Origin of the sequence: Acidaminobacterium chupaoyuni, assembly GCF_047936785.1 — a bacterium.
Lineage (GTDB): Bacteria > Bacillota > Clostridia > Oscillospirales > Butyricicoccaceae > Acidaminobacterium > Acidaminobacterium chupaoyuni.
In genome coordinates this window covers 1,196,386-1,218,259 of record NZ_CP176394.1, presented here as the reverse complement: position 1 = coordinate 1,218,259, position 21,874 = coordinate 1,196,386, and the positions used below count along the sequence as shown (strand labels likewise).

The following is a 21,874-nucleotide window of genomic DNA, read 5'->3' as shown; positions in this document are numbered from 1 at the left end:
TTATCGATCCTCCATCGGTGATTCGGTGATCTGCAAAACCGGCTGCGTGCCGCGTTCCGCCACGGCGCGCCAGATGCCGCCGTTTGGGGTCTGCCAGCTGAAATAAGGCGCGGCAGGGCGGGCATAAGAAGATAAAACCGACATCAGCGTTCCGCCATGCACAACAAACGCCGCCTTTTTCACGCCGCGCGCTTCCAGCAGCGCCAAAGAAGCTTCAAACCCGCGGCAGCAGCGGCGGATAAAGCCTGCGCGGTCTTCGCCCTGCGGGCATGGGGTTTCGCAGCCCGTTTCCACCCATGCGCGGTATGCCGCGTCTTCGGCAAGATCCCGATAATTTTTGCCTTCAAAAAGGCCAAAATCCATTTCTCTCAGATCTTCGCAAACCAGTGTGGGGATCTGCGGGAACAAAATCTGCGCCGTTTGAACCGTTCGCCGCAAAGGCGTTACGATCACCAGTTCCACACCGCTTTCGTCAAGGGGGCGCAAGGCCGCGGCGCCTTGGCCGCAAAGGGGTTCATCCGTTGCGCCGATATAGCGTTTTTCCAAGTTCCCCGCCGTCATCCCATGGCGGCATAATAGTAATTCCATGCTGTCTATCCCTTTATTTTCGTCATAACGCCGCAGCAGACGCGGCAGACTTCTTCGGCCGAGGAAGCAAGTTTCACACACAGCCGCCCCACTTTTTCGCGCCAGAGGCGGTCTTCCGCCGCCATGGGCACAACGCCGCAGCCCACCTCGTTGCAGATCACCACTTCTTTTTTCATCAGCGCGTCAAGCAGCGCCTCTTCCGATGCTTCGAAATCGCGGCATGTTTCCTGAAGATCATAAAACACAGGCGTGTCTGCTTCCAAACGATCGCTCATTTGGTTTTCGGAATAGCCCCACAGTTTCTGCACCGCCTGTTTTTTGCCCGCGGCAAAACCGCCCACCACCAGTTTCATTCGTTATCCTCCTAAAAAGCAGCTTGGCAGATCACCAGCGCAAACAGCATGGCGGCTTCGCAAACCTGCAAAAACCACCCTGCCAGATCGCCCGTGATGCCGCCGAACCGCCGATATGACATCACGCGGTAATAGCCGAAGCAGGCCGCGGCCGCCGCCGCCATCCCGCCGCCCGCAACCGGCGAGATCCACAGCATCCCCGCGCATAAAAGCAGCGAAGCCGCCGCCAGCGTGAGAGCCACTGCTTTTTTTGCCGCCGCGTCGGCGAACGCATGCACAAGGCCGCTGTTTTTGGCGCAGCGAAACCGCGCCACCGCAAAGCCGCTCAAACAGCGCGAAAGCAGATAGCCCAGCCCCAGCAGCATCAGCGCCGTGCGATCGGTCTTCAGCTGCATCGCCGCCGCAAAGCAAAACAGAAAATAGGCGCAAACCGCGATGATGGCAAACGCGCCGGTATGGGAATCTTTTAAGATTTCAAGCTTGCGTTCCATGGGCGCGTGGCTTGCCAGCGCATCGGCGGTGTCGCAGAAGCCATCCAGATGGATGCCGCCCGTGATGGCCGCCGGCAGCAGCACGACCCCCATGGCGCGCATGGCGTCATGCAAAGCAAAGCGGGCGCAGAAAGCTGCCCAGAGCCAAACCGCGCCGCCGATCACCGCGCCGATCAGCGGGAAGGCGCACATGGCGTAGCGCATATTGCGCGCGTTCCATTCCACCTTCGGCATCGGCAGGCGAGAATACATCGAAAACGCCACCGCAACAGTTTGAAAAATCATCATGCTTCTCCCCCTTTTTTCCACAGCGGAATGCCGCAGACCACCTCGACCACTCGCTGGGCCTTTTCGCCCAGACAGGCATTGACCCGCCCCAGCAGTTCCAAATAGCGCCGCGTATCGGCATCATAGCAAATGCCATCGGCAAACACATCGTTTGTGACCACGATGCAATGTTCCGCCCGGCGGCAAAGATGATCGATGCCCGCCAGGATCTCGCCCAAGGCGTTTGGGCCCGCGCCGTGGGGCGCAAAAAGCTCGTTTGCCGCAAGGTTGCCCATACATTCCAAAAGCACCGCCGAACCCGCGGGGATCTCTGCCTGTTTCAAGCCGGTATAGCATTCCACGGTTTCAAAGCCCTTTTCCCGCCGCATTTTTCTGTGGCGCTCGATGCGGCGCAGGCATTCTTCATCAAACGGCTGCATAGTGGCCACATAAACGCGCCTTGAAAGGCCGCTTTTCAAGATCAGCCCTTCGGCATATTCACTTTTTCCGCTGGCGCTGCCGCCGATCACCACGGTTAGCATGGCATTTTCTCCTGACAGATGATTATTTTAAATGCTCATAGTTTTCCATATTGATATCATGGAAAGTGCTCATATGATTATAAATATCATACGCCATATCTAAAAGGGGCAGGATGGCCATGGCGCCTGTGCCTTCGCCAAGGCACATCTTCGCCGTAATCATGGGGGAAAGCCCCAGTTCTTTCAAGACCGCTGCGCCTGCGGGTTCCGCCGATACATGGCTTGCGATCATGGCCGAAGCCGCGGCGGGGCAGATCTTCACAGCGCAAAGCGCCGCCACCGCCGAAATCAGGCCGTCGATGACGATGGGCATTTTGGCCGCCGCGCCGCCTAAAAACACGCCCGCCAGCCCCGCGATATCCAGCCCGCCCACTTTTTGCAGCACATCGATGGCGTCTTCTTCGCGGGGGCGGTTGATCTCGATGGCTTTTTCAATGGCGCGGATCTTGCGCTGAAGCCCTTCGCCGGTGAGCCCCGCGCCGCGGCCGGTGACTTGTTCCACCGGCATATGGGTGAGAACCGCCGCCACGGCGCTGCTGGTGGTGGTGTTGCCGATGCCCATTTCGCCCGTTGCCAAAAGCTGATAGCCCTGCTCCTGCAGATCAAACACCAGATGGATGCCTGTTTCCAGCGCTTCCACGCATTCCTCGCGGGTCATGGCCGGCCCCAGGGTCATATCCGCTGTGCCGCTGCGGATCTTGCGCCGATAAAGCCCCGGCGCTTCCACCTCTTTCAAAATGCCGATATCCACGGGGATCACATCGCAGCCGGCCATTTTTGCCATGCGGCAGACGCAGGTTTCGCCTTTTGTCAGGTTGCAGGCCACCAAAGCCGTTACATCGCTGCTGCTCTGGGTAACGCCCTGAGCCACCACGCCGTTATCCGCGCACATCACCACCACCGCGCGCCGCCCGATCTGATAGGAAGGATCCCCCGTCAGCGCCGCGATGCGGGTCACATTTTCTTCTAAAAGCCCAAGGCTGCCCAGCGGCTTTGCGATGCTGTCCCAGCGGCGACAGCTGGCTTCTCGCGCCGCTTCACAGGGCCCCGTGATCTTTTTGATGGTTTCTTCCAAAGTAAGATGATTCATTTCTTCCAGATCCTTTCCTGCGCCTGCTGCGCCGCGAGAACAAACGCCTGCGCGGCATGCGGCTCGCTCCAAAAATAAAGATGCGGATACCCCGCGAACAAATGGTCATTGCTCCAAACCGCGTTCCAGCTTCGCCCGCTGACGGGCTTTTCGGCCCGCATGGCTTCGCCCGGCCGGGTGCTATCCCAATAATGGAATTCATGGGCGCGAAGTTCTTCGTTTTCACGGCAAAGCAGGGTCTCGCGGCGCGGCCGCAGCGTGATGTAACCAAACCGCCCCAATTGATGCGTCCGAAAACTCCTGCCGGGGATCACGCCGAAAAGGGGATAATCTTTGCCATCGGCGCCTTCCATGGTTTCATGCAGCGCCATAAACCCGCCGCATTCGGCCAAAATCGGCATTTTCATGGCATCTGCCTGCCGCAGCGCCGCGCCCATGGCATGATTTTCGCTCAGCTGCGCGGCATACAGTTCGGGGTAGCCCCCGCCCAGATAGACCGCCGCGCTTCCTTCGGGAAGCCGTTCTTCGCGAAGAGGGCTGAAAAAGCAGAGCTGCGCGCCATAACTGCGCAAAAGTTCCAAATTTTCTTCATAATAAAAGCAAAACGCCTCATCCAGCGCCACCGCGATCTTCGGGGATGCGCCGTTCAGCGGGGCTATTTCGGGCAGCTGCCCTTCCAGCGGCGGCGCTTCCTGCGCCAAACTCAAAATCTCATCCAGCATCAGGGTCTTTTCAGCCTGAGCGGCAAGCTTTTGCATTTTTTCTTTCAAATCGGCGATTTCTCCCGCGGTAACAAGCCCCAGATGGCGGCTTTCCAGCGCGCATTCGGGCATGGGCGGCAGATAGCCATAAACTTTCAGCCCCGTTTCGTTTTCGATCACCGGCGTAAGCATGGCAGCGGTCATGGCGCTGCATCGGTTGAGCAAAACGCCGCGTATGCCGCTGTTTTCACGAAATTTCAAAAAGCCGCTGATCTGGGCCGCCGCCGAAACCGATGCCCCCTTGGGGTCGATGATGAGCAGCGCGGGGCTTTGGGTGGCCCGTGCCACCGCCCAGGTGCTGGCGCGGGTGGTGGTTCCGCCCAAACCGTCGTAATAACCCATAACGCCTTCGATGACGCTGATCTCACAATCGGCGGCCGCCTTGCAAAACAGCCCTTTCAGGCGTTCTTCGCCCACAAAAAACAGATCGAGATTCCTGCTTTTTGCGCCGATGATCTTCGAATGAAACATCGGGTCGATATAATCGGGCCCGCATTTGAACGCGCCCGTTTTCAGCCCGCGCTGAACGAACGCCTGCAAGAGCGCGCAGGTCATGGTGGTTTTGCCGCTTCCGCTCTGCGGCGCCGCCAGCACAAACCGCGGGAAATTACCCTTCATGGCTGCCCCCTCTTCCGCTCAAAATCGTCACGGGGTTCTGGCCCATCATCATGTGATAACGCCCCACCGCTTTGGCGCGGCTGACGGCCACCTGAACGATCTCGATTTCTTCAAACCCCAGCTGGCTCAAGGCCGCCGAAGCTTCGGCCACCGTTTCGATGGCGATGGCGTTGATCGCCACGCGCACAGAAGGGTTCTTTTTCAGCAAAGCCTCTAAAATGGCTTTCAGGTTCCCTTTGGAACCGCCGATAAACGCGGCATCGGGGGGCGGAAGCGTTTCCATCGCCTGCGGCGCCATGCCCAAAACCGGCGTCACATTCCGCGCGCCGAATGCATGGCAGTTTTGGCAGATCAGCTCATAGGCCTCCTGCTGGGTTTCAATGGCATAAACCTGCCCTTCCCGGGCCAGCAGCGCCATTTCCACCGCCACCGAACCGGTTCCCGCACCCACATCATATAAAACATCGCCGGGGCAGACCCCCAGTTTGGAAAGTGAAACCGTTCGCACTTCGCTTTTGGTCATGGGCGCGCCCCCGCGCAAAAAAGCTTCATCGTCAATGCCGGGCGTTACAAACGGGCGGCGCGGGCCGCGGCAGCGTTCGGCCAGCACAACACTTAAAGGCTCAAAATTTTTTTCGGCCAGCTCGGCGGCGGTGGCGGCGGTGATCGTTTCATCTTCATAAGACAGCCGCTCGCCCACCGTGATTTTCGTGTCGCCCAGCCCGCCTTCGCAAAGCAGCCGGCAAAGCTCTTTCACCGTGATGGCCCCGCCGGTGAGAAAAAAGACTTCGTCGTTTTCCGAAACGGGGCGGCAGGGGTCGCAGAGCAGCCCATGCGCGCTCACCAGTTTAAAATTCTGCCACGGCCGCCCCAGCGCCGCCGCAAAATATTGCACGGAGGAAACCCCGCAGCATTGGCGAACCTCCATGCCGTTCAGCAGCGGCAGCAGCTTTTTCGCCCCGCTGTAAAAGCCCACATCCCCCGACAGCGCCACACAGACGCGGCTTTTGGGCGGGTTCTGTTTCAGGCATTCCAGAATTTTTTCGGGCGCCACCGCCGCCACGCGCCGCGCGGTGCATTCTTCGGGCAGCGCTTCCAAAATGCGCGAAGCGCCGATGATGCAATCGGCTTTCAGCAGCGCCTGATAAGCTTCTCTCGTGAGCGTTTGCGGGTTGCCCATGCCCACCCCGATCAACCATACCTTCATGCCTTCGCCAACCTTTCTTCGATCTTCTGCATGATCTCATCCAGCGTAAATCCCGCCTGTTCCGGCGGCCGGCCGATCAGCAGAACAGGGATGTTTTTCGCTTTGCAAGCCATTATTTTATCTGTAAAACCACCTACCTTGCCACCATCTTTTGTGACAAGCATTTGAATGGAAAACTGGTCGATCATCGCTTCGTTCAGTGCTTGTGAAAACGGCCCCTGCATGGCGATGATATGGCTGCGGGCATATCCCAGCGCCACCGCCTTGGAAATTGCTTCTTCCATGGGCAGCATCCGCGGATAAACGCGGCGCGCATAATCGGGCACCGCGGTAAACGCTTCCAGTTCTTTGCTGCCTGTGGTCAGCAAAATATTGCCCTGCACCCGGGCCAGAACAGCCGCCGCCCCCGATGCATCCTCGGCCGTAAGCAGCCGGTCTTCCGCGCTTTTTTCCCGGCATAAGCGCAGATATTCGGTTTGGGCAGCCGCCGCGGCCTTTTGAATATTTTCGGTGACCAGCGCGGCATATGGATGGGTGGCATCGATCACCAGATCCGCTTCGGCGCAAAGAGGCTCCATCTGTTCCTGCGCAAGCCGGCCCGTCAAAACGGCAAGCCCCTGCCCTTCGGGCAAAAGCTCATGTCCATATTCCGTGGCCACGCAAACGGTGATCTGCGCGCGGCCGCGCAGGGCTTCGGCCAGCAGGCGACCTTCGGTAGTTCCGCCAAAAATCAAAAGCTTTTTCATTGCTTTTTTTCATATCCTCTCGGGGTAACCATTTTTCCGTTGATTTCCTGCGTGTGTGAATTGCCGATGAAAACCGTTGTGAACATATCCACCGGCGCTTTCGCCAGCTGCCAAAGGGGCAGGATCACGCTGCTTTCCCCTTCGCGCCCGATATTGCGCACATAGCCGCAAACGGTTTCGCGATCGCGGTGTTTCATCACGATATCGCATGCCTTTTCCAGATAATCCGCGCGTTTTTTGCTGCGCGGGTTATAAAGGCAGATCACAAAATCGGCCTGCGCCGCACAATCCAGCCGTTTTTCGATCAGTTCCCAAGGGGTCAGCAGATCGCTCAACGAGATCACCGCGAAATCGTGGATCAGCGGCGCGCCCAGCACAGCCGCGCCGCTCATGGCCGCCGTGATGCCCGGGATCACCTGAATTTCCACTTCGGGATATTGGGGCGACAGCTGATAGATCAGCCCCGCCATGCCATAAACACCCGCGTCGCCGCTGCAGACCATCGAAACCGTTTCGCCCTGCTGGGCGCGCTGCAGCGCGATATGGCACCGCTGGATCTCTTGGGTCATGGGGGTGGTGATCATTTCTTTTTCACCGAACCGTGCGCGGATCAGATCGATATAAACGGTATAGCCGCAGATCACGCTGCTTTCTTCCAATGCCTTTTCGGCCTGTCTGGTAAAAAAGGCTTCTTCCCCCGGGCCAAGCCCCACCACATAACACTTTTTCATTGCTTTTCCCCTTCCGTTTGCAAAAGGAACGGTTTTTCCGATGCTGCCAAAGTCATTCCGTTGCCCGATTGCTTTTTCAAAACCAGCCGCCCTGCCAGCGCGGCCGCCCGTTCACATACATTTTCCACGCCGGTGACGCTTTTCACAAAGGCAGAGGGGGTGAATGCCCCTTCCGCCCGTTTCAGCTCTTCGGCGCTGTGGCAGAAAAGCCGCCAGCCGCGGCGTTTGCAAAATTCCAAAAGACCCGCCTCTTCGGCCTTTAAATCGATGGTATGCACTTCACAGACCGCTTCGATCCTGAAGCCCGCTTCTTTCAGCCAGCGCGCGATCTGCTCTTCCAGCGCATCGGCAGAAACCCCTCTGCGGCATCCGATGCCCAGCGCCAGCACAGGCGGAATCAACAGCAGCCCCGGCTGTTCCCGATAGGAAACGCAGATCTGCGGGGCGCCCCGCCCCGCCTTCAAGCCGGGCGCAAGCGCACCCTGCAGCGGAAAATCGCTTTCGATCCATGCTGTTTTCCCTTGCAGCAAAGCCGAAGAAACCGCTTTGATGTTTTCGCAATGGCCAATGGCAAGCCCTTTTTCCACCGCCCAGCTGTCTACGGCGAAAACGCCGTTCAAATCGGTGGCGGTGGTGATGACCGCCTGCGCGCCCAGCGCCGAAGCCAGGCGGGCGGCCAGCGCGTTGGCGCCGCCGATATGGCCCGATAACAGCGGGATGACAAAGCGGCCCAATTCATCGATGGCCACCACGGCGGGGTCGATAGTTTTTGCCCGCACATGGGGCGCGATGGCCCGCACGGCGATGCCCGCCGCGCCGACGAACACCAGCGCGTCTGCCGAAGAGAATGCTTCCGCCGCCCATTCTGCAAGGGAACAGCCTTCTTTTCCGCCCCGCGATAAACGGCTTTCTTCCCCCGCGCTCTGCAGATAGGCCGTGAGTTTTTCGCCCAGCGCCATGCCCTTTTGGCTGAAGGCGATCACCGCGATCATGCCTGATCGCTCCCCTTGCGAAATTCTGTGGTGAAGGCGGGGTCATAAAGCTTGGATCGCTCGTAGCAATCCCCCAGGAACTCGCCGACGAGAATCAACGCCGTTTTGGTGATCTGGTTCTCCTGCGCCGTTTTCGCCAGAGTGCCCACTGTGCAAAGGAAAGTTTTTTCTTCGGGCCATGTGGCTTTATAAACGATGGCCGCCGGCGTCTGGGCGGTATAGCCGCCTTCCATCAGCTGCTGCTGCAGACTTTCCAGCAGACCTGTGCTTAAAAACACCACCATCGTGGCGCCATGGGCCGCAAGGCTGCGGATATCCTGCCCCTCGGGAACGGGAGTTCTGCCGGCCGCCCTTGTGATGATGACGGTCTGGCTGACGCCCGGCAAAGTATATTCCGCCCCCAGCGCCGCCGCCGCGCCGCAGAAGCTGGAAACCCCCGGCACCACCTCAAACGCGATGTTCCGCTTTCTCAGTTCATCCATCTGTTCGCGGATGGCGCCATAGATGGAAGGATCGCCCGTATGCAGGCGCACTGCCTTCCGGCCGCTTTTCTCGGCCTGTTCCAGAACTTCTATCACCTGTTCCAGCGTCATTTCCGCGCTGTTATGAAAAACGCAGCCCGCCTTGGCATATTCCAGCAGCTGCGGGTTCACAAGGCTCCCCGCATAAACGATCACATCCGCCTGCCGCAATAAATTTGCGCCGCGCACCGTGATCAGATCCACCGCGCCGCTTCCCGCGCCCACAATCGAAACCATAACTGCCTCCTAATCTTTCACCACAATGGTTGTGAAATATCCGATCGAATCATCCGCTTCATCCAGGCTGCGGCAGATATGCTGCTCGGGCAGCCCGCAGTTCTGCACCAGCGACGCCTTTTCATAAAGCCCGCGCTCTTTCAGCGCCCGCCGCACCAGCGGCATCGCTTTGCCTGTTTTCATCAGCACCTTTGTGCCGGGCAGATCAAGGCTTTCTTCCAGCCCTTCATGCCCCGCGGGGATGATATGAAGCGGTTTGTTCATCACCGTCAGGCTCTGCTGCAGCAGCGCGGCCACCGCGCAGAAACTGGGAACCCCGGGGATCACCTGTGTTTCATAGCCCGCCTGTTTGATCTGTTCCAGCAGATAACTGAAAGTGGAATAGATCGAAACATCGCCCAGATTGAGCATGGCTACCGATTTTCCTTCTTCTAAACACCGCATGATCTTTTCTGCCTGCAAACGGTGGTTTTCTTCCAGTTTCTGCGGGTCTTTCGTCATTAAAAACTGCAAAGTGACCAGTTCTTTGCCGGAAAGATCCACCGCGCCCGAAGCGATATCCAGCGCCAGAGTTTTTTCGCCCTTTGTTTCGGGCGCCGCCACCACTTCGCATTCATTCAAAACGCGAACGGCTTTCAGGGTCATCAGTTCCGGGTCGCCCGGCCCCACGGCCACGCCGTAAAATTTTCCTTTATCCATGTGAAACTTCCATCGCTTTCCTCATTGATTCGGCCCCTTCCGTTTGCCCCAGCAGCCCGTAACGGTTGCTGAAGATCACGGCCGCCGTCTGCATCCCCGCGCCGGCGCGCTTTTGCAGATGCCATTCTATTTTTGAAAGAAGAGACCGCAGAACACATTCTCTCATGCCATACTCTTCTAAAATTTCAATGCATTCATCGGTGCTGATGCTTTCCATCAGCCTTTTCGTCATTTCTGTCGTGCCGCCGCAAAACGCGCCGTGGGCGGCGAACAATTCCGCGCGGCAATCCGCCCAGCGGGAATGGGTGTTCATAATGCCCCCCGCCAGTTTCACAAATTTGCCGATATGCCCCACCAGAAGCACCTGTTCATAACCCAGCAGAGCCGCTTCATCCAAGCAATCGCCGATGAAATTGGCGCATTTCACCACGGGGCATTGAAGGTCGCTCCAAAATTCTTTCAAAAAATCTTCGCCGTAATTCCCCGGCGTTAAAATCAGCTTTTTTCCGCCGCACGCCGCGTGCATTTTCAGTTCCACCTTGATACTTTCAAACAAAGCCTGCAGGCTTTGCGGCTCAACGATGCCGCTGGTGCCCAGAATTGAAATGCCGCCCACGATGCCCAGATTGGGGTTGAATGTTTTTTCGGCCAACTCTTTTCCCTGCGGAACAAAAATTTCGGCCTTCAGGCCGCAGGGCGCATCATAGGCTTCCGCCGCGGCCCGCAGCTGTTCTTCGATCATTTTGCGCGGAACACGGTTGATGGCCGCCGCGCCCACCGGCTGTTCAAGGCCGTTTCGGGTCACGCGGCCCACGCCTTCGCCGCCGTCTATTTCAAAACCTTCCGTGCGCCGCGTCACGCGCGCATAGATCAGGGTTCCTTCCGTCACATCGAAATCATCGCCGCTGTCTTTGACCACGGCGCAAACGGCTTCCTGCCCATCGCAGCGGCATTCGCAAAGCGGAACCTTCACTTCGATGCCTTTGGGCGTCATCAAACAGGCCGTCTGGGGCGTTTCGCCCCCCAGCAGCATTTTTGCCGCCCCCTGGGCGGCCAGCGCGGCGCAGGTTCCCGTGGTATAGCCGCACCGCAGGCGCTTGCCGTCTTGGTTCACATAAACTTCCAGCATTTGCGCCGCCTCCTTTTTATGCGTTGATCGCCGCGCTCAGGTGTTCCAGATAAAGCGCGCGGATGGCTTCTTCTTCGCCGAGGCCCTTCAAAACGCACCGCACCTGAAAGCCCTCTTTGGCAAAAAGGTTTTTCCAGCTGTCTTCTTCATCGCCGGCCATATCGTTTCGGGCGTGATCGCCCGCCACCAGCATCAGCGGGGCCAAAACCACTTCCCGGATCTTTTTTTCTTTCAGAAGTGAAATGACCGTGCTCACTTGGGGATACCCTTCCACCGTGGCCACATAAATATGAGAAAAACAGCATTCTTTGAAAACATAATCCATCGCCGGGTAAACGGCGTTGATGGTGTGTTCTGTTCCATGCCCCATCATCACCACGGCCTGCCCTTCCCGGGCGGGGTAAGCTTGGCCGATGATGCGGGCCACACGGTGCAGATCTTCGGTGTCATGCAAAAGCGGCCAACCCAGCCGCACTTCTGCAAACTCGCTTTTATGCCGATCCACCGTTTCTTTCAGCTTATCAAATTCTTCGCCGCAGATCAGATGGGTGGGCTGCACGATCAGTTCTTCCACCCCCTGCCCTTTCATGCGCTCGATCGCCTTGCCCAAACAATCGATCTCAAGCCCTCTGGCGGCCAGAATCCTGCGGATGGTGGGGCTCGTATAGGCGCTGCCCACCGGCAGGCCGGGGTATGTTTTTTTCACCGCTTCTTCCACCGCGCCGATGGTTTTGACGCGGGTCTCTTCGTGGCTCGTGCCAAAACTGACAACTAAAATTCCCTGTTTCATCTATCGGTTTTCCTCCATGATCTGTTTGAGCTCCTGCGGGGTCTTGGGCCATTGCCCTTCGCGCAGCTGGCCGCTTTTCTGCAAAATTTCGGCCACCTGCCATAAAATTGGCCGGCGCAGCCCCGCCTGTTCCACCAGTTCTTTTTGTGAAAAGATCTCCTGGGGCCTGCCATCCGCTAAAATCTTTCCTTCATGAAAGATCAAAATTCTTTCTGCCCAGCGCCACGCAAAATCCACATCATGGGTGGCCACCGCCAAAGCGATGCCCCTGACGCTGAGTTCTTTCAAGGTCGTTTCAAGATTTTCGGAACCTTTCGGATCCAGCGAAGACGCCGGTTCATCCAGCAGGATCAGCTGCGGTTCCATCGCCAGGATATCGGCAATGGTCACGCGCTTTTTTTCGCCCCCGCTCAAAGCGTGGGGCGCCCGATCACGAAAATTTTCCAGTTCCATTTCGGCCACGGCGCCATCCACCTGGCGGCGCACTTCTTCTTTTGAAAGGCCCAGGTTCATCGGTCCGAATGAAATTTCGGCCTCCACCGTGGGCGCCAGAATCTGGGTATCCGCTTCTTGAAAAACGATGCCCACTCTGCGGCGCAGCTCCATTCGCTCTGCCTTTTTATGGCCCACAGGCTTTCCGCCAAAAATCACTTCGCCGCGCCGGGGTTCCAGCACCCCGTTGCAAAGCAGGAAAAAGGTCGATTTTCCCGCGCCGTTGCTGCCCATCACAGCGGTTCTCTCACCGGAATGAAAAGAAACGGAAACGCCGCGCAGCGCTTGGCGGTCATCTTCATAAGAATACTCTAATTCATGGGTTTCAAGCAATACTTTCTCCACTTTTTCCTCCATTTCTTCCCCTGTTTCTCAAAACCAGGCAAGGGCAGCCACCGATAAAAACAGCATCGCCGCCGCGGCTGCATGAAACGCCCGAAGCGGTTTTTCTTTTGTCAGATAGGCGATCCTGCCATCATAACAGCGCGCTTCCATGGCGTCGAACGCCCGCGAAGCCCTTCGAAACGCGTGGATCATCAGCCCGGCAGAAACTTTTCCGAAAGTGCGAAAGCCGGTTTTCAGCGTGCGATAACCAAACCGCGCTTCGGCCGCCGTGGTGCGTTCTTCCTGCACCGCAAGCAAAATAAAAATGTAACGATAGATCAGCACCATCAGTTCCAAAATCACCTGCGGCAGATGAAGCTTGCGCAAAACTTCAATGATCTCATAAAACGGCGTGGTGAAGCTGAGCAGATATAAACAGCTGACGGCCCCCATCGCCCGCATGGAAACTTCCATGGCGTTTTGCTGGCCCGCGGGGGTGATGCAAAGGAAATGGCTGCCCAGCGGCAGCGCCCAGACCCCCATGGCGGCGCTTGACCATTCCGCCATCAACACGATGCCGCTGACCAGAATAAAGACCAGCGGAAGCAGTAAAAACGAAAAATAAGTATGCACAGAGGTTTTGCCGAGACCCACCACCAGCGCCCCACAAAGCAGCAGCACCGCAAGCGAGACCCCCATCGAATCGGCCCCCACGCAAAGCAGCAGAAGCGCGACGGAAAAAGCCACCTTCAGCCCCGCGTTTTCATCGGCCAGCCCCGAGCGCCTTGCGTGGTCATCCAGCGTCATCTGGCCGTGGCTGTGGCTGTGGCCGCCCAAAAGCAAAAAAGCGGCAGCGCCCGCCGCCAGCGCATAAAAAGCAGGGCGGCCCACCCGGCCAAGGCAGAAAAGCCAAACCCAAACAGCCGTCAATCCGCCGCCCAGCAGTGCTTTTCCATATCTTTTCAAGGGCACTTCCCCCTTTCACGAAACAGCATGAGGCTCTGCGAAAGCGCAGAGCCTCACGCCCATATTATTGTTCTTCCACTGTTTTGCCGTTATATTTCTTGCGCGCCACCAGATAGCCAAAGCCAAAGCCCAGCACAGCCGAACCCAGCCCCGCCTGCAGGCAGAACAGCAGGCTTTCCGTTTCGCCGCCCGGGGGTTCCAAAATGCTTTCGGCCCAAGGCTGATAAGCAGGGTCAATATCAGAAATCGCTTCTTCGGCCGCGCCGTCTGCCCCGCCGAATTCGCTGTCACGGATCAAAAACAAGGGGATCGCCGCGATCAGCACGCAAAGGATCAAAAGCCCGATCACAAAAGGTCCGCGTTTTTTCATTTATCTGCCCTCCACTGTATAGCCAAGTTCACGAAGCTCGGGTTTTGCATAGCTTTCAAGGCCGATCACGACCACAACGGTGAGAATGCCTTCCACAATGGCCAGCGGCACCTGCGTCAAAGCGAAAATGCCCAGGAATTTGCCCGCCGAAGCCCATACGCCGCCCACCGCGCTGGGATGCGCCAGGGCCAGCTGGAAGCTGGTGATGCAATAAGTAAACAAATCGCCCAGAGCCGCCGCCAGAAAAATGCTCAGCAGACGGTTCACTTTGCATTTTTTGCAAAGCATATAAATGCCATAAGTTAAAAACGGGCCTGCAATGGCCATGCTGAAAGTGTTGGCGCCCAAAGTCGTCAGGCCGCCGTGTGCCAGCAAAATGGCCTGAAACAGCAGCACAATGACGCCCAAAACGGCCATCGTGGAAGGCCCGAATAAAATCGCGCCGAGGCCTGTGCCCGTGGGATGACTGGAAGAACCCGTAACGCTGGGAATCTTCAGCGCGGAAAGCACAAAGGCATAGGCGCCCGCCATGGCCAGCAGCAGCAGTGTTTTTCTGTGTTCAGATACTGTTTTTTGAATTTTCATGGTGCCGGCCACCAAAAACGGCAGGCACAAAACGCCCCAAAAAATACAGTATTTCGCCGGTAAATATCCCTCCATGATGTGCATTGCGCCCGCGCTTTGTGTTACACCAAAGCCCGCCGCCATGAACATAGAGAGGAACATCGCTCGTTTTCTCATTTTTTCCATTCGATCTCCTCCTGTCAATTTGAGCCCCAAAGCAAAAGAAAAAGCCTTCTCCAAACGGAAAAGGCTTAATAACACAATGCCACAGGGGCTTGCGGTATTACGCCGACCAAGTTTCCGCCAGCCGCGTAATTTTGCCTCACCCTTTTTCGGGCGGCTATTTATCAAAAGGCAGGTCTTCTGGCTCAGGCCTATTTCCCGTTTTCGCCTTCCCATGTGTAACCATGGTGGCTTTTGAAAACGAACGGCCCTTACAGCGGCGGTCCCGCGTGGGTTTTTCACCCAACTTCCCTATTCTTGCAAAAAAAGATTTTTTTGCACACCTTTTGATTCTTTTAGCGATAACAGTTTATCACAATTTCGCGAAGTGTCAAGCGAAATCGACAAAAACCTGTCAATGCTTCTCTATGTATTCGCGAATTTTCTGAAAGGTCTGCTCGCTGAGATCGTGTTCCAGGCGGCAGGCATCCTGCATGGCCACCTGTTCCGAAACCCCCAGAGAAACCAGCCAATCGCTGAAAAAGCGGTGGCGCTCATACATTTTCTGGGCAATGGCTTCGCCCGCTTCGGTGAGCAGAACGCCTTCGTCGCGCTGGGGTTCCACATAACCGTTTTCCGTCAGCAAGCTGAGGGCACGGCTGACGCTGGGTTTTGAAAAATTCAAATATTGGGCAATATCCGTGGGTCTCACGGTAATGCCGCTGTGGCGCAGCATCAAGATCGCTTCCAAATAATCTTCGGCCGATTCCTGTATTTTCAAACCGATCATCCTTTCTATTCTGCGCGCCGCATCAGCCGCAGTTCAAATTCCGCAAACACGGTCATGCCCTCAAGCGCGCGCAGGCGCTCAATATCTTCGGGCGGCGTTTTATAGGCATAAGGTGTCATCTGAAACAGGCTCATCAGCGCTTCACCGCTGTGAAATTCCATCGGATAGCGCAAAACCGCCTGCTCTTCCTGCTCAAAGCCTTCCCATTCCAGCAAAAGCGGCTCGTTGCGATAAGGCCGGCTGTATAAAAATTCTTTCAGCTGCCAAAGATGCTCGGGCCCGGGCGCCGCCACCAGCGCCAGCCCGCCGGGCTTCAGCACACGGAAGAATTCCCCCGGGCAATGGGGCGCAAACAGGTTGAGCATGGCATCGCAGCAGGCTGCCCGCAGCGGCATATGATAAAGGCTGCCCACCGCGCAAAGCTGATGGGGCAATTTTTTTGCCGCCTTTTCCACCGCCGCTTTTGAAATATCCATGGCGATCAGCCGCGGTTCTTTGCCGGATGCGCGGCAGGTCTGTAACAAAATATCATCATAATACCCTTCGCCGCAGCCCGCATCCAGAACCACCCCGCCCCAGGGCAAACGCCCACAGATCATTTCGGCGATCTTCCGCGCCAGCGGTTCGTAATAACCGCTTTCTAAAAACCTGCGCCGCGCCTGCACCATTTCTTTATTGTCGCCGGGCAGTTTTGAATTTTTCTCTTTTTGGGCCAGCAGATTGACATAACCGCTTTTTGCCTTATCAAAGCAGTGGCCGCCCGCGCACCGCCACAAAGTCTGTTCTTCCGTTAAAACCGCGCCGCATTGCGGGCAGCTGAAATATCCGTTCATCGTTTCCCCCGAATAAAAAGGTACCGCCGTTTTGCCGGCAGTCTTCCCAAATTTGGTTCCTATGATGATTCTACCATAAATAGCGGAACATTGCCATCGGGCATCGGGCGGCGGCAAAAATTCTTCGCGCCGCGGCAAATCTTCCCGCCCGGGGAAATGCCTGCGGCGTTTTATCGGTTCGCCGTCAACACCACGATCACGGCGTCTTCTGTCAGGGCTGTCTGCAGGGTGATGGGGTCGGCCGTGTTATTCTGAAATTTCAGATCCAGATGGCCGTAATCCACCGCGGCATCCTGCCCCTCTTCCACATAATCCACCGGGAGCTGGTGCGCGTGGCGCTCGATAACGGGCAGCCCCGCCTGCAAAGCGGCCAGATAAATGGTGGAACTGAGCTGACAGATGCCCCCGCCGGGCTCTTTCACTTTTTCTTTTTCCTTAAAAATGATGGCATCCTGATAACCGCGCTGGGGCGTTCTTTCGCCCACCACATCGTTGAAAGAAAACACGCTGCCCGGCCCGACGACATATTCGTTGGTCGCGGCGCAGGCAAGGCGGATGTTTTCAAGCCTCCCCGCGTGGCGGTCTGAAATGGGGGTGCTCACCGAAGCCACTTCATGCGGGCTGATTTCCGCTTTGGGCTGGGGCGCCGGGGCTTCCGTCTGCGGCGCAGGGGCTTCGGTCTGCGGCGCGGGGGTCTGGCGCGGCGTGCTTTGGGGCGGTGTTTCCGCGGCCTTGGTTTCCTTTTGTTCTTTTGCGCAGCCGCAGAGCATCAGCAGCCAGCCGGCGCATAAAAACAAGGCTATCCATCGTTTCAAAAAATCACCTGCTTCCATCAGAATTCCTTAAAAGGATTCCCTTATCAGCAGGCAAATACACATTTTGCCGAAAAACTCAATAAATTTGTGCGGGGTTCACATGCACCATGCAATGTTTCACCATGGGGAAGTGATGCTCGATGGCATCATGCACCTGCTGGGCGATATCGTGAGCCGCCTGCAAAGAATCGGTGGCGTCTGCGCCGATTTCCACTTCCACATAGATCTTGTCGCCGAACAGGCGTGTTTTCAGCTGATCGACGCTTATAACGCCTTCTTGCGTGAGCGCCAGTGTTTTAATCTCTTCCGCCATCTGCGGTTCACATGCGCGGTCTGTCATTTTATCGATGGAATCTTTAAAAATATCCACCGCAGCTTTTACGATGAACACGCAGATCACGACGCTCGCCACGGGATCGAGGATCGGGAAACCCATGCGCGCGCCTAAAATGCCCACAAAGCTGCCCACAGAAGAAAGCGCATCGGAACGGTGATGCCACGCATCGGCCATCAAAGCGCCCGAATTGATTTTTTTTGCCGCGCCGCGGGTGACCCAATACATCCCCTCTTTGGTGATGATGGAAACCACCGCCGCCCATAAAGCCAGGCTGCCGGGGGCATGCAGCGCCGCCGTTGATTTGCCGAAAATGATCTTCAGCCCGCTGATGCCGATGCCAAAGCCCGTGACGGCCAGCACAGCGGCCAGCAAAATCGCCGCCACACATTCCATGCGCTCGTGGCCGTAGGGATGTTCTTTATCGGCATCTTTGCCCGCGATGCGCACACCGATGATAACGATAATTGTGCTGAAAACATCCGATGCGGAATGAATGGCATCGGAGATCATGGCGCCCGAAGCCGCCACGATGCCCGCGATCAGCTTGAATGCCGACAGCACCACATTGACAACGATCGACCACCCGGAAACACGCATGGCCAACGATTCTTTTTCTTTTTGATTCATTTTATTTTCCTCCCAACCAATGCTCCATGCCGCTGCTTTCTGCATAAAAAGCGCAGCGATCTGTTTTTGGGTATAAAAAACACACCCGCAGAACAAATTTACTGTCCCACAGATGCGGTGATATCGAATACCGTCTGCTGCAGCCCGAAAGCCGCCCGGCGTTTTGGGCCTTCTGCCCGTTGCCTGATCAGTTTGTACTGTTGATCGCGCATTCCGTTTTCAGAATGTAATGCAGTGCAAAGAGAATCATGTTTTCTTTCATGAACAAACCCATTATAGGATGTCCGCCCCTTGGTAGTCAACGCTAATTTTTGAAGCAATTGTTTGAAAAACCGCGCTTTTCTTTTTAAAACCATGCCCTGCCGGCATTTTTTATAGAAAAAACCGCAGGGCAGCGGTATGGCGGCCGCCCTGCGGTTGGTTTCGATCCGGCTGTCTTTATTCGGCGACCTCAAGGTCGTTTTGGTGGGCTTTCAAATAATTCCCCGCCGCCGCGGCCACTTTCTGCAAAGCGCCCTGGCTCATGGGGTTCACGAAGCCCGCCTTTTCCAGCAGGCCAAGGAAAGTATCGCTGCCGCCCTGGCGGGTATAACGCTGATAGATTTCCCACGCCGCCTGCCAGTCTTGTTCCTGAAGGATCTCAAAGACCTGCAGCGCCACCGATTGCGCCAGGCAGTAATCGATATAATAAAACGGATCGGTATAAATATGGATCTGTCTTTGCCAGCCTGCGCCTTCACTGTAAAACGGCAGGGCGTCAAAATCCGTCCACGGGCGATAGCGTTTTTCCAGTTCCAGCCACTTTTCGTTGCGCTGGGCCGGGGTGAGGGCGGGGTTTTCATAAACGATATGCTGGAATTCATCCACCATGCAGCCATAGGGCAGGAAATAAAGCGCGCCTGTCAGATGAGCGGCGCGGGCGGCGTCGGCTTCTTTTCCATAGAAATTCTCAAGCCAGGGCCAGCATAAAAATTCCATCGACATGGAATGGACTTCGCAGCCTTCCAGCGTGGGCATGGCGCATTCCAAAAGGCGAACGGTTTTAGACGCCATGAACGCCGCCAGCGCGTGGCCGCCCTCATGGGTGAAAACTTCCACATCATGCGAGGTGCCGTTGAAATTGGCGAAAATAAAGGGCGCTTCATAAGCGGGCAGATAGCTGCAATAGCCGCCTGTCATCTTGCCTTTTTTCGGTTCCAGATCAAACAGGTGCATCGAATCCATCTTATCGATGAATTCTTTGGTCAGCGGCGTCATGGCTCGATACATCTCAACGCCCGCGCGGTAGGTATCATCGAAACTGCCCCTGGGGGCGGGGTTTCCGCCTTTGCGGATCACGCCGTCATCATACAGTTTAAAATCGGTCACGCCGATGCGCGCGGCCTGCCGCTTCTTCATTTCAGCCACAATGGGCACAATGTTTGTTTCCACTTCTTTGCGGAAAACCTTGACCTGCTGGGCGCGGTAACAGTTGCGCGTCATGCGCAGATATCCCAGCTCCACAAAATTTTCAAAGCCCAGCTTTTGGGCGATCTTTGTGCGGACCTTGACCAGTTTATCATAGATCTCGTCGTATTCCCGCTGATGCTGCCGATAAAACTCGCCTTCGGCTTCATAGGCCGCGCGGCGAACCGCACGATCGGCGTTTTCTTTATAAACGCCCAGCTGAGAAAGGTTCAGAACCTTGCCGTCGAAGGGGATCTGCGCCCCGCCCTGCAATTTCTGATATTCCATCACCAGCATATTTTCTTCTTCCAGTTCGCCCAGAACTGCCGGCGAAATGGTCTTGGTTTCGATTTCGGCGTTGGTGAAAAACACCTCGGGAAAAATTTTCTTCAGCTGCGGCAGGCAATCGAGCTTCAGCAGCAACCCATACATCTGGGCGATCTTTTCGCCCAGAACGGGGCCCTGCTGGGCATAAAATTCTTCTTCGGCGGTATAAAAAGCGTCTTCGGTGTTGATACTGTGGCGAATAGCGCTCAGCGAAACCATCTGATTGACGGGCAGATAGGTCTGGGTATGGCGGTCGATGATCTTTTCCGCCTCTTCAACCGGGGGGTTGGTTTTTAATTTTTCGATCAGCTCATCATAAACTTTCAAAACGCTTTGAAGATCGGGGCGCTGATAAGGCATCTGTTCAAAAATCATGTTTTTTAATCCTTTCTCGGTCTCTTCAAACTTTTTTCAACGGCAATCGTCAATTTTACCAAACAAAAACCGCGCATGAGCGGCCGACGCCGAAAACCTTCTTTCGTTATTATACCACTTCTGATAAATTTTAGAAGTGGGTCGCGCCAAGAATTCTTTCAATAACTCCCTGTTTACGCAACATTTCCCATTTTTTCAATTTCGTTATTAAATTATCAATATTCATAGTTTTTTGCGTATTTTTTAATAATTTTCTCTTTTTTGTTGTGATTTTCATTTTCTTGAATTATAATAGGCTATGTTGTCATGCGGCTGTATTTCACATGAACCGCACTTCAACCGTCAATCTTATTGTGAGGTGAAATTATGGCCTACACGTTTCAAGGGGGAATCCACCCCGATGATAAAAAGGCTGCAACAAACAAACGGCCCATCGAGCAGATGCCGGCGCCGGCGAAGGTAATTCTTCCGGTTTCCATGCATATCGGTGCTCCGGCCAAACCCGTCGTTGCAAAAGGCGATACTGTTTTCATGGGCCAGCTGGTGGCAGAAGCCGGCGGCAATGTCAGCGCCAATGTTCACGCTTCCGTTTCGGGAACCGTGAGCGATGTCGCTCTCTATCCCCATCCCAACGGCACAAAAGTGTTATCGGTCGTGATCGATAACGATGGGCTGGATACTCCCGATCCTTCCCTTGTTCCTCTTGATTATTCCTCTATGACCCCCGAAGAAATGCTGGAAGTGATCCGTTCCGCCGGCATCGTGGGGCATGGCGGCGCCACTTTCCCCACCCATGTGAAAATTCAATCGGGCATCGGCAAAGTGGATACCATCATCATCAACGGCGCGGAATGTGAACCTTACATCACATCCGACCACCGCATCCTGCTGGAACACCCCGAAGAAGTGATCGAAGGCGCTCAGATCCTCATCAAAACCCTGGGCGTTGAAAATGTTCTTTTGGGCATTGAAGAAAATAAAGCGGATACTTACGACGCGCTGCGCAAGCTGCTTCCCCAGAACAACAGCATCAAGCTTTGCCCGCTGAAGACCCGCTACCCGCAGGGCGCCGAAAAACAGATCATCTATGCCCTGACAGGCCGTGAAGTGCCTTCGGGCAAATTGCCCGCAGACGCCGGCTGCGCCGTATTCAATGTGGATACCGCCGCCACCATCTGCCGCAAATTCAAAACCGGCATGAACGATATCCGCCGCATCGTCACGGTTTCGGGTTCGGCCGTTGCCACCCCCAAAAACCTTGAAGTGCGCGTGGGCACCCCCATCGGCGATGTGTTTGCCGCCGCGGGCGGTTTCACCGAAGCGCCCAACAAGCTTTTGATGGGCGGCCCCATGATGGGCAACCCCCAGTTCGATCTTTCCGCGCCGGTCATCAAGGCCACCAACGCGCTGCTGGCTTTCTGCGGCGATGAATGCAAACTTGCCAAAAACCCTTCCTGCATCCGCTGCGGCCGCTGCGTTTCGGCCTGCCCCATGCATCTGATGCCCACTTATCTTTATTTATACAGCAACAAGGGCAATTTCGATGCCTGCGCAAAATATGATGCTCTCGATTGCATCGAATGCGGCGCCTGCACCTATGTCTGCCCGGGCAAACTGCCCCTGGTTCAGGGCATCCGCGTCGCCAAGCAGCGTATTCTCGACGCGCGCAGAAAGTGAGGTATTT

The 21,874-nt window shown here is 56.1% G+C and carries 24 protein-coding genes and 2 riboswitches; of the genes, 1 reads left to right on the top strand and 23 read right to left on the bottom strand.

Translation table 11 applies throughout. From position 1 onward, the window contains the following. The 23 genes from ACJA3I_RS05770 to ACJA3I_RS05660 form a co-directional block, all read right to left on the bottom strand. A complete protein-coding gene (locus ACJA3I_RS05770; protein ID WP_458861660.1) occupies nucleotides 1–588 on the bottom strand; it encodes a histidine phosphatase family protein in 588 nt (195 codons plus the stop codon). 5 nt (nucleotides 589–593) lie between these two features. Beyond that, nucleotides 594–941 (bottom strand): bifunctional adenosylcobinamide kinase/adenosylcobinamide-phosphate guanylyltransferase, encoded by a 348-nt coding sequence (locus tag ACJA3I_RS05765; protein WP_458861659.1) that lies wholly within the window; start codon nucleotides 939–941, stop codon nucleotides 594–596. 11 nt (nucleotides 942–952) lie between these two features. Then, entirely contained in the window at nucleotides 953–1,720 is a 768-nt protein-coding gene (locus ACJA3I_RS05760) for an adenosylcobinamide-GDP ribazoletransferase (RefSeq protein ID WP_458861658.1), read from the bottom strand. Continuing rightward, on the bottom strand, nucleotides 1,717–2,241 hold the full coding sequence (locus tag ACJA3I_RS05755; protein WP_458861657.1) for a bifunctional adenosylcobinamide kinase/adenosylcobinamide-phosphate guanylyltransferase: 525 nt from the start codon (nucleotides 2,239–2,241) through the stop codon (nucleotides 1,717–1,719). The genes ACJA3I_RS05760 and ACJA3I_RS05755 overlap by 4 nt, the downstream gene beginning before the upstream one ends. A gap of 22 nt (nucleotides 2,242–2,263) precedes the next feature. Beyond that, on the bottom strand, nucleotides 2,264–3,331 hold the full coding sequence (cobT, locus tag ACJA3I_RS05750) for a nicotinate-nucleotide--dimethylbenzimidazole phosphoribosyltransferase (protein ID WP_458861656.1): 1,068 nt from the start codon (nucleotides 3,329–3,331) through the stop codon (nucleotides 2,264–2,266). Beyond that, nucleotides 3,328–4,710: a cobyrinate a,c-diamide synthase gene (locus ACJA3I_RS05745; protein WP_458861655.1), complete on the bottom strand. Its 1,383-nt coding sequence runs from the start codon at nucleotides 4,708–4,710 to the stop codon at nucleotides 3,328–3,330. The genes cobT and ACJA3I_RS05745 overlap by 4 nt, the downstream gene beginning before the upstream one ends. Then, nucleotides 4,700–5,917: a precorrin-6y C5,15-methyltransferase (decarboxylating) subunit CbiE gene (gene cbiE, locus ACJA3I_RS05740; protein WP_458861654.1), complete on the bottom strand. Its 1,218-nt coding sequence runs from the start codon at nucleotides 5,915–5,917 to the stop codon at nucleotides 4,700–4,702. The genes ACJA3I_RS05745 and cbiE overlap by 11 nt, the downstream gene beginning before the upstream one ends. Next, a complete protein-coding gene (cobK, locus tag ACJA3I_RS05735; protein ID WP_458861653.1) occupies nucleotides 5,914–6,663 on the bottom strand; it encodes a precorrin-6A reductase in 750 nt (249 codons plus the stop codon). The genes cbiE and cobK overlap by 4 nt, the downstream gene beginning before the upstream one ends. Next, on the bottom strand, nucleotides 6,660–7,394 hold the full coding sequence (cobJ, locus tag ACJA3I_RS05730) for a precorrin-3B C(17)-methyltransferase (protein ID WP_458861652.1): 735 nt from the start codon (nucleotides 7,392–7,394) through the stop codon (nucleotides 6,660–6,662). Before cobJ ends, cobK begins: the two co-directional genes overlap by 4 nt. Beyond that, nucleotides 7,391–8,386 carry a cobalt-precorrin 5A hydrolase gene (locus tag ACJA3I_RS05725; protein WP_458861651.1) on the bottom strand — a complete coding sequence of 332 codons (996 nt, stop codon included), beginning with the start codon at nucleotides 8,384–8,386 and terminating at the stop codon, nucleotides 7,391–7,393. The genes cobJ and ACJA3I_RS05725 overlap by 4 nt, the downstream gene beginning before the upstream one ends. Next, complete coding sequence (gene cobM / locus ACJA3I_RS05720; protein ID WP_458861650.1) at nucleotides 8,383–9,144, bottom strand: precorrin-4 C(11)-methyltransferase; 762 nt, start codon at nucleotides 9,142–9,144, stop codon at nucleotides 8,383–8,385. The genes ACJA3I_RS05725 and cobM overlap by 4 nt, the downstream gene beginning before the upstream one ends. Nucleotides 9,145–9,153: 9 nt before the next feature. Beyond that, entirely contained in the window at nucleotides 9,154–9,843 is a 690-nt protein-coding gene (cobI, locus tag ACJA3I_RS05715; RefSeq protein ID WP_458861649.1) for a precorrin-2 C(20)-methyltransferase, read from the bottom strand. Continuing rightward, entirely contained in the window at nucleotides 9,836–10,972 is a 1,137-nt protein-coding gene (gene cbiD / locus ACJA3I_RS05710) for a cobalt-precorrin-5B (C(1))-methyltransferase CbiD (protein ID WP_458863802.1), read from the bottom strand. Before cbiD ends, cobI begins: the two co-directional genes overlap by 8 nt. 16 nt (nucleotides 10,973–10,988) lie before the next feature. Continuing rightward, nucleotides 10,989–11,762 (bottom strand): sirohydrochlorin cobaltochelatase, encoded by a 774-nt coding sequence (locus ACJA3I_RS05705; RefSeq protein WP_458863801.1) that lies wholly within the window; start codon nucleotides 11,760–11,762, stop codon nucleotides 10,989–10,991. Further along, on the bottom strand, nucleotides 11,763–12,599 hold the full coding sequence (locus tag ACJA3I_RS05700; RefSeq protein ID WP_458863800.1) for an energy-coupling factor ABC transporter ATP-binding protein: 837 nt from the start codon (nucleotides 12,597–12,599) through the stop codon (nucleotides 11,763–11,765). A 27-nt stretch (nucleotides 12,600–12,626) separates the two neighbouring features. After that, on the bottom strand, nucleotides 12,627–13,544 hold the full coding sequence (cbiQ, locus tag ACJA3I_RS05695; protein ID WP_458863799.1) for a cobalt ECF transporter T component CbiQ: 918 nt from the start codon (nucleotides 13,542–13,544) through the stop codon (nucleotides 12,627–12,629). Between the two features lie 64 nt (nucleotides 13,545–13,608). After that, a complete protein-coding gene (locus tag ACJA3I_RS05690; RefSeq protein ID WP_458863798.1) occupies nucleotides 13,609–13,914 on the bottom strand; it encodes an energy-coupling factor ABC transporter substrate-binding protein in 306 nt (101 codons plus the stop codon). Then, entirely contained in the window at nucleotides 13,915–14,664 is a 750-nt protein-coding gene (locus tag ACJA3I_RS05685; protein WP_458863797.1) for an energy-coupling factor ABC transporter permease, read from the bottom strand. A gap of 150 nt (nucleotides 14,665–14,814) precedes the next feature. Further along, nucleotides 14,815–15,003: riboswitch (cobalamin riboswitch) on the bottom strand. Between the two features lie 52 nt (nucleotides 15,004–15,055). Then, nucleotides 15,056–15,421, bottom strand: a complete 366-nt coding sequence (locus ACJA3I_RS05680) for a metal-dependent transcriptional regulator (RefSeq protein WP_458863796.1) — start codon at nucleotides 15,419–15,421, stop codon at nucleotides 15,056–15,058. A 14-nt stretch (nucleotides 15,422–15,435) separates the two neighbouring features. After that, complete coding sequence (locus ACJA3I_RS05675; RefSeq protein ID WP_458863795.1) at nucleotides 15,436–16,263, bottom strand: putative RNA methyltransferase; 828 nt, start codon at nucleotides 16,261–16,263, stop codon at nucleotides 15,436–15,438. Nucleotides 16,264–16,433: 170 nt separating this feature from the next. Further along, the gene (locus tag ACJA3I_RS05670; protein ID WP_458863794.1) at nucleotides 16,434–17,078 is read right to left on the bottom strand and encodes a VanW family protein; all 645 of its coding nucleotides are present in this window, start codon (nucleotides 17,076–17,078) and stop codon (nucleotides 16,434–16,436) included. 76 nt (nucleotides 17,079–17,154) lie between these two features. After that, nucleotides 17,155–18,042 carry a cation diffusion facilitator family transporter gene (locus ACJA3I_RS05665; protein ID WP_458863793.1) on the bottom strand — a complete coding sequence of 296 codons (888 nt, stop codon included), beginning with the start codon at nucleotides 18,040–18,042 and terminating at the stop codon, nucleotides 17,155–17,157. Nucleotides 18,043–18,141: 99 nt separating this feature from the next. Next, nucleotides 18,142–18,243, bottom strand: a riboswitch (NiCo riboswitch). Between the two features lie 237 nt (nucleotides 18,244–18,480). Next, nucleotides 18,481–20,190 carry a M3 family oligoendopeptidase gene (locus ACJA3I_RS05660; RefSeq protein ID WP_458863792.1) on the bottom strand — a complete coding sequence of 570 codons (1,710 nt, stop codon included), beginning with the start codon at nucleotides 20,188–20,190 and terminating at the stop codon, nucleotides 18,481–18,483. 366 nt (nucleotides 20,191–20,556) lie between these two features. Here ACJA3I_RS05660 and rsxC point away from each other — a divergent pair, with 366 nt between their 5' ends. Continuing rightward, nucleotides 20,557–21,867, top strand: a complete 1,311-nt coding sequence (rsxC, locus tag ACJA3I_RS05655) for an electron transport complex subunit RsxC (protein ID WP_458863791.1) — start codon at nucleotides 20,557–20,559, stop codon at nucleotides 21,865–21,867. Nucleotides 21,868–21,874: the final 7 nt, after the last annotated feature.